Below are 15,923 nucleotides of genomic sequence, written 5' to 3'. Positions count from 1 at the left end.
TCCGTCGGCGATAAATACAGGTAAGATTCCGCTTTACTTTGTAGTGGTATCTTACCTGGACGCGCCTTTGGCGCTGTCATGAATTAAACGCGACTATACTTAGCACACCTGTAGCGCTGTGCTGGCGGATAGTCTGCCTGAGACAAGTTTTCAAGGATTCGTATCGTGATTAACGACATCAGAAAAGATGCTGAAGTACGCATGGACAAATGCGTAGAAGCGTTCAAAAACCAAATCAGCAAAATCCGTACTGGCCGTGCTTCCCCAAGCCTGCTGGATGGCATCATCGTAGAATACTACGGTACGCCTACGCCACTGCGTCAGCTGGCGAGCGTGACGGTAGAAGATACCCGTACCCTGAAAATCAACGTGTTCGATCGCTCAATGAGCCCGGCCGTTGAAAAAGCGATCATGGCATCTGACCTGGGTCTGAACCCAAGCTCAGCGGGCGCGGATATTCGCGTTCCACTGCCTCCGCTGACGGAAGAGCGTCGTAAAGACCTGATCAAAGTCGTTCGCGGTGAAGCAGAGCAGGGTCGCGTTTCCGTGCGTAACGTGCGTCGCGATGCGAACGATAAAGTGAAAGCCCTGCTGAAAGAAAAAGAGATCAGCGAAGATGACGATCGTCGTTCTCAGGACGACATTCAGAAAATGACCGACGCGGCGATCAAGAAAATTGATGCGGCGCTGGCAGAAAAAGAAGCGGAACTGATGCAGTTCTGATTTTCGCTATACACTGATAAACGCCGTTCAGAAGGACATTGAGTCTTGCTGGCGGCGTTTTGCTTTTATCTGGTCTAACTTTTGGGCATCTCATGAAGCATCTCACTCTCCTCGGCTCGACCGGCTCTATCGGTTGCAGCACTCTCGACGTCGTACGTCATAATCCCGACAGCTACACCGTGACCGCACTTGTGGCCGGAAAAAACGTGCAGCGAATGGTCGAACAGTGCATGGAGTTTACCCCTCGTTTTGCGGTGATGGATGATGAAGAGAGCGCCCGCCAGGTGAAAGCGCTGTTGCAGGAGAAGGGCTGTCGTACCGAAGTGCTCAGCGGGCAACAGGCGGCTTGCGATATGGCCTCGCTTGATGAAGTTGATCAGGTAATGGCGGCAATCGTCGGGGCGGCGGGTCTTCTGCCGACGCTTGCCGCTATTGATGCGGGAAAAGATGTTCTGCTTGCAAATAAAGAGTCGCTGGTCACCTGCGGACGCCTTTTTATGGAGGCGGTAAAACAGCGTGGGGCGCGTCTTTTGCCGGTCGATAGCGAGCACAACGCGATTTTTCAGAGTTTACCCCAACCTTTTCAACAAAACCTGGGGTACGCTGACCTGGAGCAGAATGGCGTTGTGTCGATTCTGCTTACCGGGTCTGGTGGCCCGTTCCGTGAAACGCCACTGTCTGAATTGAGCGCAATGACGCCGGATCAGGCGTGTCGTCATCCGAATTGGTCAATGGGGCGTAAGATCTCCGTCGATTCGGCCACCATGATGAACAAAGGTCTGGAATACATTGAAGCTCGCTGGCTGTTCAATGCGTCGGCGAAACAGATGGAAGTGCTGATCCACCCGCAGTCGGTGATTCACTCGATGGTGCGCTATCAGGACGGCAGCGTGCTGGCCCAGTTGGGCGAGCCGGATATGCGTACGCCTATTGCTCATACGATGGCGTGGCCAAACCGCGTAAAATCGGGCGTTAAGCCTCTCGATTTTTGCAAGCTGAGTTCACTGACGTTTAGCGAGCCTGATTACGACCGTTATCCCTGCCTGAAACTGGCGATGACGGCCTTCGATCAGGGGCAGGCGGCGACAACGGCGCTTAATGCAGCCAATGAAGTGACCGTTGAAGCATTCCTGAATCAGCAGATCCGCTTTATTGATATCGCCGCGTTGAATTTATCCGTGCTGGAGATGATGGATTTGCGTGAGCCGCAGAGTGTGGAAGAGGTGCTGGCCGTGGATGAACAGGCACGTATTGTTGCGCGTAAACAGGTGACACGTCTCGCAAGCTGGTGATAAAGCAAGCACTAGTCGTCGTGCTATTTGTTAGCGTTGGGCTTCAGTGATATAGTCTGCGCCACCTGATCGCAGGTATTTGGCTTTAAGTGGTCAGGTAAGCCGTGGTATGACACGGCTTTTTTATGTATAGGCTTCAGTATTCCTGTGTACCGTTAAATCCTTTCAGGGACTAAAAACGCGTTATGTTGTCTGCGAATCAACCAATAAGCGAAAACTTGCCAGCACATGGCTGTCGCCATGTTGCAATCATCATGGATGGCAATGGCCGCTGGGCGAAAAGACAAGGGAAGATACGAGCCTTTGGGCATAAAGCCGGGGCGAAATCTGTTCGCCGCGCCGTTTCTTTTGCCGCCAATAACGGCATTGATGCGTTAACGCTCTATGCTTTTAGCAGTGAAAACTGGAATCGACCTGCGCAAGAAGTGACTGCGTTGATGGAACTGTTCGTGTGGGCGCTCGATAGTGAAGTAAAAAGCCTGCACCGCCACAACGTCCGCTTGCGTATTATTGGCGAAACCAGTCGTTTTAACTCACGTTTGCAGGAACGGATTCGCAAAGCTGAAGCGCTGACGGAAAATAATACCGGCCTGACGCTCAATATCGCGGCGAATTACGGTGGACGCTGGGATATTATCCAGGGGGTTCGGCATTTGGCTGAGCAGGTTCAGGAAGGGCTGTTAAGACCCGACCAGATTGATGAAGAGGCGCTGAGTCAGCAAATCTGCATGAATGAACTGGCTCCCGTGGATTTGGTTATAAGGACAGGGGGGGAGCATCGCATAAGTAACTTTTTGCTGTGGCAAATTGCCTACGCTGAACTTTACTTTACGGATGTTCTTTGGCCAGATTTTGATGAACAAGACTTTGAAGGTGCGCTGCATGCCTTTGCCAATCGAGAGCGTCGTTTCGGCGGCACCGAGCCTGGTGGCGATAACGCCTGATGGGGGTAGCTTTTGCTGAAGTATCGCCTGATTTCCGCTTTTGTATTAATACCCGTCGTTATCGCAGCGCTGTTTTTACTGCCTCCGGTGGGATTCGCTATTGTTACGCTGGTGGTGTGTATGCTCGCCGCGTGGGAATGGGGGCAGCTTAGCGGCTTTACCTCGCGCACTCAGCGGGTATGGCTGGCGGTACTCTGTGGTTTTTTACTGGCCCTGATGCTGTATACCTTGCCTGAATATCATCACGATGTTCACCAGCCGCTGGTTGCCGGATCCTTATGGATATCGCTGGCCTGGTGGATTGCTGCGCTTGTTTTAGTGCTTTTCTACCCGGGCTCTGCGGCGATCTGGCGTAACTCTAAAGTGTTGCGCCTTATTTTTGGTCTGCTCACGATTGTTCCGTTCTTCTGGGGTATGGTTGTGCTGCGCGCCTGGCACTATGACGAAAACCACTACAGCGGCGCAATATGGCTGCTTTATGTGATGATTCTCGTCTGGGGGGCTGACTCCGGAGCCTATATGTTTGGTAAACTGTTTGGCAAACATAAACTGGCGCCAAAGGTTTCTCCGGGCAAAACCTGGCAAGGCTTCATCGGCGGCCTGTTTACGGCAGCGATTATCTCCTGGGGCTATGGCGTCTGGGCGAATCTTGAGGTTGCCCCCTCCACGCTGCTGGTATGTTCGATTTTCGCGGCGCTGGCATCGGTACTGGGTGATTTAACCGAGAGCATGTTTAAGCGTGAAGCAGGGATTAAGGACAGTGGTCACCTGATTCCAGGACATGGCGGAATACTGGATCGCATTGACAGCCTTACCGCGGCTGTTCCCGTATTTGCTTGCCTGCTTTTACTGGTGTTTGGGACGATATAACGGAAGGTTTTATGCTGAGCATTCTCTGGAATCTGGCGGCGTTCATTGTTGCATTGGGTGTACTGATTACCGTGCATGAATTTGGCCATTTCTGGGTTGCCCGGCGCTGTGGTGTGCGGGTAGAGCGATTCTCGATTGGCTTTGGCAAATCGCTCTGGAAGCGCACCGATAAGCATGGCACCGAGTTTGTCATTGCTCTGATCCCCCTGGGCGGCTATGTCAAAATGCTCGACGAACGCGTTGAGCCTGTCGCCCCGGAACTTCGACATAGCGCGTTCAACAATAAAACTGTTGGCCAACGTGCTGCCATCATCGCTGCCGGACCGGTAGCCAATTTCATCTTCGCTATCTTCGCCTACTGGCTGGTGTTTATTATCGGCGTGCCTGGCGTACGCCCGGTTGTGGGTGAAATCACCACGGGTTCCATTGCGGCAACGGCGCAAATTACACCGGGAATGGAACTTAAAGCGATTGATGGTATCGAAACCCCTGATTGGGATGCCGTGAGGTTACAACTGGTTGCGAAAATCGGTGATGAGCAGACAACCGTCAGCGTATCGCCTTTCGGTTCCGACCAGCGGCAGGAAAAAGTGCTGGATTTACGCCACTGGCGCTTTGAGCCAGACAAAGAGGATCCAGTCGCTACATTGGGGATTCGCCCGCGCAGCGCGCAGATCGAGCCGGTGTTAGCCGAAGTACAGTCTAATTCGGCAGCGAGTAAAGCAGGTTTACAAGCGGGTGACAGGATCGTTAAAGTCGATGGTCAGCCATTAACACAATGGATGACCTTTGTTACTCTGGTGCGCGATAATCCAGGCAAGCCGCTCGCGCTGGAAGTGGAAAGGCAGGGGAGTTCGCTCTCACTGACCCTCACCCCGGATACTAAATCGGGCGGCGGTAAGGCGGAAGGGTTTGCCGGCGTTGTGCCGAAAGTCATCCCACTGCCAGATGAGTACAAGACAATACGCCAGTATGGGCCGTTTAGCGCCATCGTTGAGGCCACGGATAAAACATGGCAGCTGATGAAGCTTACGGTCAACATGTTGGGGAAATTGATAACCGGTGATGTGAAACTGAACAACCTCAGTGGGCCAATTTCGATTGCTCAGGGGGCTGGGATGTCAGCGGAGTTCGGGGTGATTTACTATCTCATGTTCCTTGCGCTGATTAGCGTGAACCTGGGGATAATCAACCTGTTCCCGCTTCCCGTATTAGATGGGGGCCATCTGCTGTTTTTAGCGATTGAAAAGCTAAAAGGCGGACCGGTATCCGAGCGAGTTCAAGACTTTAGTTATCGCATTGGCTCGATTTTGCTGGTGCTGTTAATGGGGCTTGCACTTTTCAATGATTTCTCTCGGTTGTAAGAGAGTTAGTTAGGAAGAACGCATAATAACGATGGCGATGAAAAAGTTGCTCATAGCGTCGCTGCTGTTTAGCAGCGCGACCGTATACGGTGCTGACGGGTTCGTAGTGAAAGATATTCATTTCGAAGGCCTTCAGCGTGTCGCCGTTGGTGCGGCCCTCCTCAGTATGCCTGTGCGCCCCGGCGATACGGTTAATGATGAAGATATCAGTAACACCATCCGTGCTCTGTTTGCCACTGGCAACTTTGAGGACGTCCGCGTCCTGCGCGATGGTGATACGCTGGTGGTTCAGGTAAAAGAACGTCCAACGATTGCCAGCATCACTTTCTCCGGCAACAAGTCGGTGAAAGATGACATGCTCAAGCAGAACCTTGAGGCATCGGGTGTTCGTGTGGGGGAATCTCTGGACCGCACAACCCTTGCAGACATTGAAAAAGGTCTGGAAGATTTCTATTACAGCGTCGGTAAATACAGCGCGAGCGTTAAAGCGGTTGTTACACCGCTGCCACGTAACCGTGTTGACCTGAAACTGGTCTTCCAGGAAGGTGTTTCTGCGAAGATCCAGCAGATCAACATCGTGGGTAACCACGCGTTCAGCACCGACGAATTGATCTCCAACTTCCAGCTGCGTGACGAAGTGCCGTGGTGGAACGTGGTAGGCGATCGTAAATACCAGAAACAGAAACTGGCGGGTGACCTTGAAACCCTGCGCAGCTACTATCTGGATCGCGGTTACGCCCGTTTCAACATCGATTCAACTCAGGTGAGTCTGACTCCGGACAAGAAAGGTATCTACATTACCGTTAACATCACAGAAGGCGATAAATACACGCTTTCAGGTGTTGAAGTCAGCGGCAACCTGGCAGGACATTCTGCTGAAATTGAATCTCTGACCAAAATTCAGCCGGGCGATCTTTATAGCGGATCTAAAGTCACCAAAATGGAAGACAGCATTAAGAAGCTGCTCGGCCGCTATGGTTATGCGTATCCGCGTGTGCAAACGCAGCCGGAAATTAACGACGCGGATAAGACTGTTAAGCTTCACGTTAACGTTGATGCGGGCAACCGTTTCTACGTGCGTAAAATCCGCTTCGAAGGTAACGATACCTCTAAAGACTCCGTTCTGCGCCGTGAAATGCGCCAGATGGAAGGGGCATGGCTGGGAAGCGATCTGGTCGACCAGGGTAAAGAGCGTCTGAACCGTCTGGGCTACTTCGAAACGGTCGATACCGATACTCAGCGTGTACCAGGTCGTCCGGATCAGGTGGATGTTGTTTATAAAGTTAAAGAACGTAATACCGGTAGTTTCAACTTCGGTATTGGTTACGGTACTGAAAGTGGCGTGAGCTTCCAGGTCGGCGTTCAGCAGGATAACTGGCTGGGTACGGGTTACTCTGTCGGTATCAACGGGACGAAAAACGACTACCAGACCTACTCTGAGTTCTCCGTTACCAACCCATACTTCACCGTGGACGGTGTAAGCCTGGGTGGTCGTATCTTCTATAACGACTTTAAAGCGGACGACGCGGACCTCTCCTCGTATACCAACAAGAGTTACGGTCTGGATGGTACGCTCGGCTTCCCGGTTAACGAATACAACACCCTGCGTGCAGGTTTAGGGTACGTGCATAACGACCTGTCTAACATGCAACCGCAGGTGGCGATGTGGCGTTACCTGGACTCCATCGGTCAGTCTGCAAGTACGTCCAGCGATGACAACGGTTTCGCCGCGGATGACTTCACCTTCAACTACGGTTGGACCTACAACCGTCTTGACCGTGGCTACTTCCCGACGGAAGGTTCACGCGTTAACCTGAACGGTAAGGTGACGATCCCGGGATCGGATAACGAGTTCTACAAGGTCACGCTGGATACGGCGTCCTACTTCCCAATTGATGACGACCACAAGTGGGTCGTACTGGGTCGTACCCGCTGGGGCTATGGTGACGGTATCGGAAGCAAAGAGCTGCCGTTCTATGAGAACTTCTACGCCGGTGGTTCAAGCACCGTTCGTGGCTTCCAGTCCAATAACATTGGTCCGAAAGCGGTTTACTACGGCGGTAATGACGAAGATAACTGCAACAAACCGGCTACGGACGGAGCAGGCAATAAGAACGTCTGTAGTTCCGATGATGCTGTAGGTGGTAACGCTATGGCCGTGGCGAGCCTCGAGTTCATCACGCCGACGCCGTTTATCAGCGACAAGTACGCAAACTCTGTCCGCACCTCCTTCTTTATGGATGCAGGTACGGTGTGGGACACCAACTGGCAGAACACGACTGAAACGCGCCTGGCTGGTGTGCCGGACTACAGCGATCCGGGCAACATTCGCATGTCCGCAGGTATCGCATTACAATGGATGTCACCGCTGGGGCCGTTGGTCTTCTCCTACGCCCAGCCGTTCAAGAAATACGATGGAGACAAAGCGGAGCAGTTCCAGTTTAACATTGGTAAAACCTGGTAATAATCCGCTGCAATGGAATGCGTTGGCAGTGTAGCGCTGACAACCGGCGATCGGTAAAACGGTCGCCTTGCCACGCAAAGAACGGCACCCCTCGGGTGCCAATGGGATGGTAAGGAGTTAATTGTGAAAAAGTGGTTATTAGCTGCAGGTCTCGGTTTAGCGATGGCAACTTCTGCTCAGGCAGCGGACAAAATTGCAATCGTCAACATGGGTAATTTGTTCCAGCAGGTTGCACAGAAAACGGGCGTTTCTGCAACGCTGGAAAACGAATTCAAAGGCCGTGCGAGCGAACTGCAACGTATGGAAGGTGATCTTCAGTCCAAGATGCAGCGTTTACAGCGTGATGGTTCTACCATGAAAGCGAGCGAGCGCAGCAAACTGGAAAAAGACGTCATGTCTCAGCGCCAGACCTTCTCTCAGAAAGCGCAGGCTTTCGAGCAGGATCGTCAGCGTCGTTCTAACGAAGAGCGTGGCAAGCTGGTGACGCGTATTCAGTCTGCCGTTAAAGCAGTAGCAGCCGATCAGAGCATCGATCTGGTTGTTGATGCGAACGCCGTTGCATACAACAGCAGCGATGTTAAAGACATCACCGCTGATGTTCTGAAACAGGTTAAATAAGTAATGCCTTCAATTCGACTGGCTGATTTAGCTCAGCAGTTGGATGCAGAATTACACGGTGATGGCGATATCGTCATCACCGCTGTTGCGTCCATGCAATCTGCTAAAGCAGGCACTATTACCTTCATGGTAAGCCCTAAGTACCGTGAACACCTGGCTCAGTGCCAGGCGTCTGCCGTTGTTCTGACGCAGGACGATCTTCCGTTTGCCACTAACGCTGCACTGGTAGTGAAAAATCCCTACCTGACCTATGCACGCATGGCCCAAATTCTTGATACCACGCCGCAGCCGGCGCAGAACATTGCAGCCAGCGCTGCGATTGATCCAACGGCTCAGCTGGGTAACAACGTGGCAGTCGGCGCAAACGCCGTTATCGAATCCGGCGTTGTGCTGGGTGATAACGTGGTGATTGGGCCAGGCTGCTTTGTTGGAAAAAATACGAAAATTGGCGCAGGGACTCGTCTGTGGGCCAATGTTTCTGTCTACCATGAGGTTGAGATTGGCGAGAATTGCCTCGTACAGTCCAGCACGGTGATTGGTTCTGACGGATTCGGTTACGCCAACGATCGGGGTAACTGGGTTAAGATCCCGCAGCTGGGTCGCGTGATTATCGGCGATCGCGTTGAGATCGGCGCTTGCACAACCATTGACCGTGGTGCACTTGACGACACCATTATTGGTAACGGTGTTATCATAGACAACCAGTGCCAGATTGCACATAACGTTGTGATTGGCGACAATACCGCAGTTGCGGGTGGTGTTATCATGGCAGGCAGCCTGAAAATAGGCCGTTACTGCATGATAGGCGGTGCCAGCGTGATCAATGGCCATATGGAAATATGCGACAAAGTCACGGTGACGGGGATGGGTATGGTGATGCGTCCCATCACTGAGCCCGGCGTTTATTCCTCCGGTATCCCGCTGCAACCGAACAAGGTATGGCGTAAAACAGCTGCACTGGTGATGAATATTGATGATATGAGCAAGCGACTCAAAGCGATTGAGCGCAAAATCGATCAACAAGACTAAGCGTTCATCCGTTTAACGCTAAATTTCCCGGCCTGTCGGCTTTGTTTATAAACCGGCAGGCCGTGTTATTATTGCTACTTAGTACATTTGACAGGAAGAGTATTTTGACTACTGACACTCATACTCTGCATATTGAAGAGATTTTAGAACTTCTGCCGCACCGCTACCCGTTTTTACTGGTAGACCGTGTGCTGGATTTTGAAGAAGGTCGTTTTCTGCGCGCAGTGAAAAATGTCTCCGTTAACGAGCCATTCTTCCAGGGGCACTTCCCTGGTAAACCTATCTTCCCGGGTGTGTTGATCCTGGAAGCGATGGCACAGGCTACCGGTATTCTGGCGTTTAAAAGCGTAGGTAAACTGGAGCCGGGTGAACTCTATTACTTCGCGGGTATCGATGAGGCGCGCTTCAAGCGTCCGGTCGTGCCTGGTGATCAAATGATCATGGAAGTCACTTTTGAAAAAACGCGTCGCGGCCTGACTCGCTTCAAAGGCGTAGCTATGGTTGACGGCAAAGTTGTTTGCGAAGCGACAATGATGTGTGCGCGTAGCCGGGAGGCCTGATACGTGATTGATAAATCCGCCTTTATTCATCCTACCGCCATTGTGGAAACGGGTGCCATCATTGGCGCAAACGTCCACATTGGCCCGTTTTGTATTGTTGGACCCCATGTCGAAATTGGTGAGGGTACAGTACTGAAATCTCACGTTGTCGTGAATGGTCATACCACCATTGGCTGCAACAATGAGATCTATCAGTTCGCCTCCATCGGCGAAGTTAACCAGGATCTTAAGTATGCTGGCGAACCGACCCGCGTGGAAATCGGCGATCGTAACCGCATTCGCGAAAGCGTCACCATTCATCGTGGTACAACGCAAGGCGGTGGATTGACGAAGGTGGGCAGCGACAACCTGTTTATGGTTAATGCTCATATTGCGCACGACTGTACCGTGGGTAGCCGCTGTATTCTCGCCAACAACGCAACGCTGGCGGGGCACGTATCGGTCGATGATTTCGCAATTATTGGCGGCATGACCGCAGTCCATCAGTTCTGCATCATCGGTGCACACGTGATGGTCGGCGGGTGCTCCGGTGTGGCGCAGGACGTCCCACCGTTTGTGATTGCGCAGGGCAACCATGCCACGCCGTTTGGCGTGAACATTGAAGGCCTTAAGCGTCGTGGCTTTAGCCGCGAAGCGATTACCGCGATCCGCAACGCGTACAAATTGCTGTACCGTAGCGGTAAAACGCTGGAAGAGGCGAAGCCGGAAATTGCCGAGCTGGCGAATAAGCACCCTGAAGTGAAAACGTTCATGGAATTCTTTGAACGTTCAACCCGTGGTCTGATTCGTTAATGGTCGACAGTCGTCCGCTTACTATCGCCCTGGTCGCCGGAGAAACCTCCGGCGATATTCTTGGTGCAGGTCTTATCCGCGCGCTTAAAGCCCGTGTACCCAATGCCCGCTTTGTGGGCGTGGCTGGGCCGCTGATGCAGGCCGAAGGCTGTGAAGCCTGGTATGAAATGGAAGAGCTGGCTGTGATGGGCATCGTCGAGGTGCTGGGCCGCCTGCGTCGCCTGCTGCATATTCGCGCCGATCTTACCCGCCGCTTTACCGACCTCAAGCCCGATGTCTTTGTCGGCATTGATGCACCTGATTTCAATATTACCCTTGAAGGGAACCTGAAAAAGCAGGGGATCAAAACTATCCATTACGTCAGCCCGTCCGTGTGGGCGTGGCGACAGAAACGCGTTTTCAAAATCGGACGGTCCACCAATCTGGTGCTGGCTTTTCTGCCTTTCGAAAAAGCGTTTTACGACAGGTTTAATGTTCCGTGCCGTTTTATCGGTCATACCATGGCGGATGCCATGCCGCTGGACCCTGATAAAAATGCGGCGCGTGACGAACTGGGCATCCCGCATGATGTGCACTGTCTGGCGCTGCTGCCAGGGAGCCGGGGTGCGGAAGTTGAAATGCTCAGTGCCGATTTCCTGAAAACGGCGCAAATTCTCCGCAAGACGTACCCAGACCTTGAAGTGGTCGTGCCGCTGGTGAATGCCAAACGCCGCGAGCAGTTTGAGCGTATCAAAGCCGAGGTTGCCCCGGATCTTCACGTCCGCCTGCTGGACGGGAAAGGGCGGCAAGCTATGTTTGCGAGCGATGCCGCACTGCTGGCTTCCGGCACGGCTGCGCTGGAGTGTATGCTGGCAAAATGCCCAATGGTGGTCGGTTATCGCATGAAACCGTTTACCTTCTGGCTGGCAAAACGTCTGGTAAAAACAGACTACGTATCCCTTCCAAACCTGCTTGCAGGTCACGAGCTGGTGAAAGAACTCTTGCAGGATGAATGCCAGCCGCAGGCACTGGCTGATGCATTACTGCCGCTGCTGGCCAACGGTAAAACCAGCCACCAGATGCATGATACTTTCCGTGAACTGCATCAACTGATCCGCTGTAATGCTGATGAGCAGGCGGCCGATGCGGTGCTGGAGTTAGCACAATGATGGAATTTATTTATCCCCATACCCACCTCGTTGCCGGTGTGGATGAAGTCGGTCGTGGTCCGTTAGTGGGTGCCGTTGTGACCGCGGCGGTGATCCTCGATCCAGCCCGCCCGATCCCTGGCCTGAACGACTCGAAAAAACTGAGCGAAAAGCGCCGCCTGGCGCTGTTCGATGAAATTAAAGAGAAGGCGCTGGCCTGGAGTCTCGGGCGCGCAGAGCCGGATGAGATCGACGATCTGAACATTCTGCACGCCACCATGCTGGCGATGCAGCGTGCCGTTGCTGGCCTGAAGATTGTGCCTGAGTATGTGCTGATCGACGGTAACCGTTGCCCGGCGCTGCCGATGCCTTCAATGGCTGTTGTTAAAGGCGATAGCCGCGTCGCAGAAATCAGTGCGGCGTCAATCATTGCCAAAGTGACGCGCGATGCCGAAATGGCCGCGCTGGACCTCACTTATCCCGCGTATGGTTTCGCCCAGCACAAGGGATATCCAACGGCTTTCCATCTGGAAAAGCTGGCTGAACATGGCGCAACTGAACATCATCGGCGCAGCTTTGGCCCGGTGAAACGCGCGCTGGGACTGGTGTCCTGAATCAAGACGCAAGCAATTAAGTAACGCGGGATCTGAAGATGGCTGAACCACGTTTCGTACACCTGCGGGTGCATAGCGACTACTCCATGATCGATGGGCTGGCAAAGACCGGGCCGCTGGTAAAGAAGGCGGCCTCGCTTGGCATGCCTGCGCTGGCGATCACCGATTTTACCAACCTGTGTGGCCTCGTGAAGTTCTACGGAACGGCGCATGGCGCAGGATTAAAGCCCATCGTCGGCGCGGATTTCCACGTGCAGAGCGACCTGCTCGGCGATGAGATGACGCAAATTTCCGTGTTAGCCATGAATAACACGGGCTATCAGAACCTCACTCTGCTGATCTCAAAAGCCTACCAGCGCGGCTACGGCGCGCTGGGTCCATGGATTGACCGCGACTGGCTGGCGGAGCTGAACGAAGGTCTGCTGCTGATCTCCGGTGGCCGTATGGGTGATGTCGGCAAATGTCTGCTGCGCGGGAACAACGTGCTGGTGGATCAGTGCGTCTCGTTCTACGAAGAGTATTTCCCGGATCGCTATTACCTGGAGCTAATCCGTACCGGGCGTGCGGATGAAGAAAGCTATCTGCATGCGGCCGTCGCCCTGGCGGAAGCGCGTGGCCTGCCTGTGGTAGCCACCAACGATGTGCGCTTCCTTGAGCCGGGCGATTTTGACGCACATGAAATTCGCGTCGCTATCCACGACGGCTTCACCCTCGACGATCCGAAACGTCCTCGCAATTACTCATCGCAGCAGTACATGCGCAGCGAAGAGGAAATGTGTGAGCTCTTCTCCGACATCCCGGAAGCGCTGGAAAATAGCGTAGAGATTGCCAAGCGCTGCAACGTCACCGTGCGTCTCGGCGAATATTTCCTGCCGCAGTTCCCGACGGGCGACATGACCACGGAAGATTTCCTGGTCATGAAATCGAAAGAGGGCCTTGAAGAGCGTCTGGAATTCCTCTTCCCGGATGAAGCGGTCCGTAAAGAGAAGCGTCCTGAATATGACGAGCGTCTGGATATTGAACTCCAGGTGATCAACCAGATGGGGTTCCCTGGCTACTTCCTGATCGTAATGGAGTTCATCCAGTGGTCGAAGGATAACGGCGTACCGGTTGGCCCGGGCCGTGGTTCAGGAGCCGGCTCGCTGGTGGCGTACGCATTGAAAATCACCGACCTCGATCCGCTGGAATTCGACCTGCTGTTCGAACGTTTCCTCAACCCGGAACGTGTCTCCATGCCCGACTTCGACGTCGACTTCTGCATGGAAAAACGCGACCAGGTGATTGAGCACGTGGCCGATATGTACGGTCGTGATGCGGTTTCACAAATCATTACCTTCGGTACGATGGCGGCGAAAGCGGTTATCCGCGACGTGGGCCGCGTTCTGGGCCACCCCTACGGTTTTGTCGATCGAATCTCTAAGCTGGTGCCGCCCGATCCGGGCATGACCCTGGCGAAAGCCTTTGAAGCTGAACCTCAGCTGCCGGAAATCTACGAAGCCGACGAAGAGGTGAAAGCGCTGATCGACATGGCGCGCAAGCTGGAGGGCGTCACGCGTAACGCCGGTAAGCATGCGGGGGGCGTGGTTATCGCCCCGACCAAAATCACCGACTTCGCGCCGCTGTACTGCGATGAAGCGGGCCAGCATCCGGTCACCCAGTTCGACAAGAACGACGTTGAATACGCCGGGCTGGTGAAGTTCGACTTCCTTGGTTTGCGTACGCTGACCATCATCAACTGGGCGCTGGAGATGATCAACGCCCGCCGTGAGAAGAACGGCGAGCCGCCGCTGGATATCGCGGCTATCCCGCTTGATGACAAGAAAAGTTTCGACATGCTGCAACGCTCCGAGACGACAGCCGTCTTCCAGCTTGAATCCCGCGGCATGAAAGATTTGATTAAGCGTCTGCAACCAGACTGCTTCGAAGATATGATCGCGCTGGTGGCCCTGTTCCGTCCGGGCCCGTTGCAGTCGGGGATGGTAGATAACTTTATCGACCGTAAGCACGGGCGCGAAGAGATTTCCTATCCGGATGTGCAGTGGCAGCATGAAAGCCTGAAGCCGGTACTGGAGCCAACCTACGGCATCATCCTGTATCAGGAACAGGTCATGCAGATCGCCCAGGTGCTTTCTGGTTACACCCTTGGCGGCGCAGATATGTTGCGTCGTGCGATGGGTAAGAAAAAGCCGGAAGAGATGGCCAAGCAGCGTTCTATCTTTGAAGATGGGGCGAAGAAAAACGGCGTCGATGGCGAACTGGCGATGAAAATCTTCGACCTGGTGGAGAAATTCGCCGGGTACGGATTTAACAAATCCCACTCCGCCGCTTATGCTTTGGTGTCGTATCAAACGCTGTGGCTCAAGGCCCACTATCCCGCTGAGTTTATGGCGGCGGTAATGACCGCCGATATGGACAACACCGAAAAGGTGGTTGGCCTGGTGGACGAGTGCTGGCGCATGGGGCTGAAGATCCTGCCGCCGGATATTAACTCTGGCCTGTACCATTTCCACGTCAACGATGACGGGGAAATCGTCTATGGGATCGGCGCGATCAAGGGCGTGGGTGAGGGGCCGATCGAGGCGATCATCGAAGCGCGTAACAACGGCGGCTATTTCCGTGAGCTGTTCGACCTGTGCGCCCGCACCGATACCAAAAAACTGAACCGGCGCGTGCTGGAAAAACTGATCATGTCCGGTGCGTTTGACCGGCTGGGGCCACACCGCGCCGCGCTGATGAACTCGCTCGGCGATGCGCTGAAAGCGGCCGAACAGCATGCTAAAGCGGAAGCCATTGGTCAGGCGGATATGTTCGGTGTGCTGGCGGAAGAGCCAGAGCAGATCGAGCAGTCCTATTCCAACTGCCAGCCGTGGCCAGAACAGGTGGTGCTGGATGGGGAGCGTGAGACGTTAGGCCTGTACCTGACGGGACACCCGATCAACCAGTATCTGAAAGAAATTGAGCGATATGTCGGCGGCCACAGGCTTAAAGACATGCATCCGACAGAACGTGGTAAAATCACCACGGCTGCGGGGCTCGTGATTGCTGCAAGGGTAATGGTCACCAAGCGCGGCAATCGTATCGGCATCTGTACCCTGGATGACCGTTCCGGGCGTCTGGAGGTGATGTTGTTCACCGACGCGCTGGATAAATACCAGCAATTGCTGGAAAAAGACCGCATACTTATCGTCAGCGGACAGGTCAGCTTTGATGACTTCAGCGGGGGGCTTAAAATGACCGCCCGCGAAGTGATGGACATTGACGAAGCCCGGGAAAAATATGCTCGCGGGCTTGCTATCTCGCTGACGGACAGGCAAATTGATGACCAGCTTTTAAACCGACTCCGTCAGTCTCTGGAACCCCACCGCTCGGGGACCATTCCAGTACATCTCTACTATCAGAGGGCGGATGCACGTGCGCGGTTGCGCTTTGGTGCAACGTGGCGTGTCTCTCCGAGCGATCGTTTACTGAACGATCTCCGTGGCCTCATTGGTTCGGAGCAGGTGGAACTGGAGTTTGACTAATACAG

The 15,923-nt window shown here is 53.8% G+C and carries 13 protein-coding genes; all 13 read left to right on the top strand.

Annotated features, from left to right (window positions below; genetic code table 11):
- Positions 1–165 precede the first annotated feature (165 nt).
- Complete coding sequence (frr, locus tag CKK19_RS15685; protein WP_003856180.1) at positions 166–723, top strand: ribosome recycling factor; 558 nt, start codon at positions 166–168, stop codon at positions 721–723.
- 92 nt (positions 724–815) lie between these two features.
- Positions 816–2,015, top strand: a complete 1,200-nt coding sequence (ispC, locus tag CKK19_RS15680) for a 1-deoxy-D-xylulose-5-phosphate reductoisomerase (RefSeq protein ID WP_063853359.1) — start codon at positions 816–818, stop codon at positions 2,013–2,015.
- Between the two features lie 185 nt (positions 2,016–2,200).
- Complete coding sequence (gene ispU / locus CKK19_RS15675) at positions 2,201–2,959, top strand: (2E,6E)-farnesyl-diphosphate-specific ditrans,polycis-undecaprenyl-diphosphate synthase (RefSeq protein ID WP_003856176.1); 759 nt, start codon at positions 2,201–2,203, stop codon at positions 2,957–2,959.
- A 12-nt stretch (positions 2,960–2,971) separates the two neighbouring features.
- Positions 2,972–3,829: a phosphatidate cytidylyltransferase gene (gene cdsA, locus CKK19_RS15670; RefSeq protein WP_063152256.1), complete on the top strand. Its 858-nt coding sequence runs from the start codon at positions 2,972–2,974 to the stop codon at positions 3,827–3,829.
- Between the two features lie 11 nt (positions 3,830–3,840).
- A complete protein-coding gene (gene rseP, locus CKK19_RS15665) occupies positions 3,841–5,193 on the top strand; it encodes a sigma E protease regulator RseP (protein ID WP_022647108.1) in 1,353 nt (450 codons plus the stop codon).
- Positions 5,194–5,224: 31 nt separating this feature from the next.
- Positions 5,225–7,657, top strand: a complete 2,433-nt coding sequence (bamA, locus tag CKK19_RS15660) for an outer membrane protein assembly factor BamA (protein ID WP_063853361.1) — start codon at positions 5,225–5,227, stop codon at positions 7,655–7,657.
- 123 nt (positions 7,658–7,780) lie between these two features.
- Positions 7,781–8,275, top strand: coding sequence for a molecular chaperone Skp (skp, locus tag CKK19_RS15655; protein WP_063853362.1), 495 nt, complete (start codon positions 7,781–7,783; stop codon positions 8,273–8,275).
- Between the two features lie 3 nt (positions 8,276–8,278).
- Positions 8,279–9,304 (top strand): UDP-3-O-(3-hydroxymyristoyl)glucosamine N-acyltransferase, encoded by a 1,026-nt coding sequence (gene lpxD / locus CKK19_RS15650; protein ID WP_022647110.1) that lies wholly within the window; start codon positions 8,279–8,281, stop codon positions 9,302–9,304.
- 104 nt (positions 9,305–9,408) lie between these two features.
- A complete protein-coding gene (fabZ, locus tag CKK19_RS15645) occupies positions 9,409–9,864 on the top strand; it encodes a 3-hydroxyacyl-ACP dehydratase FabZ (RefSeq protein WP_003856165.1) in 456 nt (151 codons plus the stop codon).
- 3 nt (positions 9,865–9,867) lie between these two features.
- Complete coding sequence (gene lpxA / locus CKK19_RS15640) at positions 9,868–10,656, top strand: acyl-ACP--UDP-N-acetylglucosamine O-acyltransferase (RefSeq protein ID WP_003856164.1); 789 nt, start codon at positions 9,868–9,870, stop codon at positions 10,654–10,656.
- Entirely contained in the window at positions 10,656–11,804 is a 1,149-nt protein-coding gene (lpxB, locus tag CKK19_RS15635; RefSeq protein WP_225455183.1) for a lipid-A-disaccharide synthase, read from the top strand. The genes lpxA and lpxB overlap by 1 nt, the downstream gene beginning before the upstream one ends.
- Complete coding sequence (gene rnhB, locus CKK19_RS15630; protein ID WP_022647112.1) at positions 11,801–12,397, top strand: ribonuclease HII; 597 nt, start codon at positions 11,801–11,803, stop codon at positions 12,395–12,397. Before lpxB ends, rnhB begins: the two co-directional genes overlap by 4 nt.
- A 38-nt stretch (positions 12,398–12,435) precedes the next feature.
- Positions 12,436–15,918: a DNA polymerase III subunit alpha gene (gene dnaE / locus CKK19_RS15625; protein ID WP_063853363.1), complete on the top strand. Its 3,483-nt coding sequence runs from the start codon at positions 12,436–12,438 to the stop codon at positions 15,916–15,918.
- Positions 15,919–15,923: the final 5 nt, after the last annotated feature.

This window comes from Enterobacter sp. CCUG 70166 (genome assembly GCF_020224095.1).
In the GTDB taxonomy this organism is placed as follows: Bacteria; Pseudomonadota; Gammaproteobacteria; order Enterobacterales; family Enterobacteriaceae; genus Enterobacter; species Enterobacter intestinihominis.
This window is presented reverse-complemented; position numbering and strand designations above follow the sequence as displayed.

What these genes read in the sequence shown, in the direction of transcription:
- ispC (WP_063853359.1), top strand. Translation starts at nt 816, where the DNA reads ATGAAGCATCTCACTCTCCTCGGCTCGACCGGCTCTATCGGTTGCAGC.
- ispU (WP_003856176.1), top strand. Translation starts at nt 2,201, where the DNA reads ATGTTGTCTGCGAATCAACCAATAAGCGAAAACTTGCCAGCACATGGC.
- rseP (WP_022647108.1), top strand. Translation starts at nt 3,841, where the DNA reads ATGCTGAGCATTCTCTGGAATCTGGCGGCGTTCATTGTTGCATTGGGT.
- bamA (WP_063853361.1), top strand. Translation starts at nt 5,225, where the DNA reads ATGGCGATGAAAAAGTTGCTCATAGCGTCGCTGCTGTTTAGCAGCGCG.
- lpxD (WP_022647110.1), top strand. Translation starts at nt 8,279, where the DNA reads ATGCCTTCAATTCGACTGGCTGATTTAGCTCAGCAGTTGGATGCAGAA.
- lpxB (WP_225455183.1), top strand. Translation starts at nt 10,656, where the DNA reads ATGGTCGACAGTCGTCCGCTTACTATCGCCCTGGTCGCCGGAGAAACC.
- rnhB (WP_022647112.1), top strand. Translation starts at nt 11,801, where the DNA reads ATGATGGAATTTATTTATCCCCATACCCACCTCGTTGCCGGTGTGGAT.
- dnaE (WP_063853363.1), top strand. Translation starts at nt 12,436, where the DNA reads ATGGCTGAACCACGTTTCGTACACCTGCGGGTGCATAGCGACTACTCC.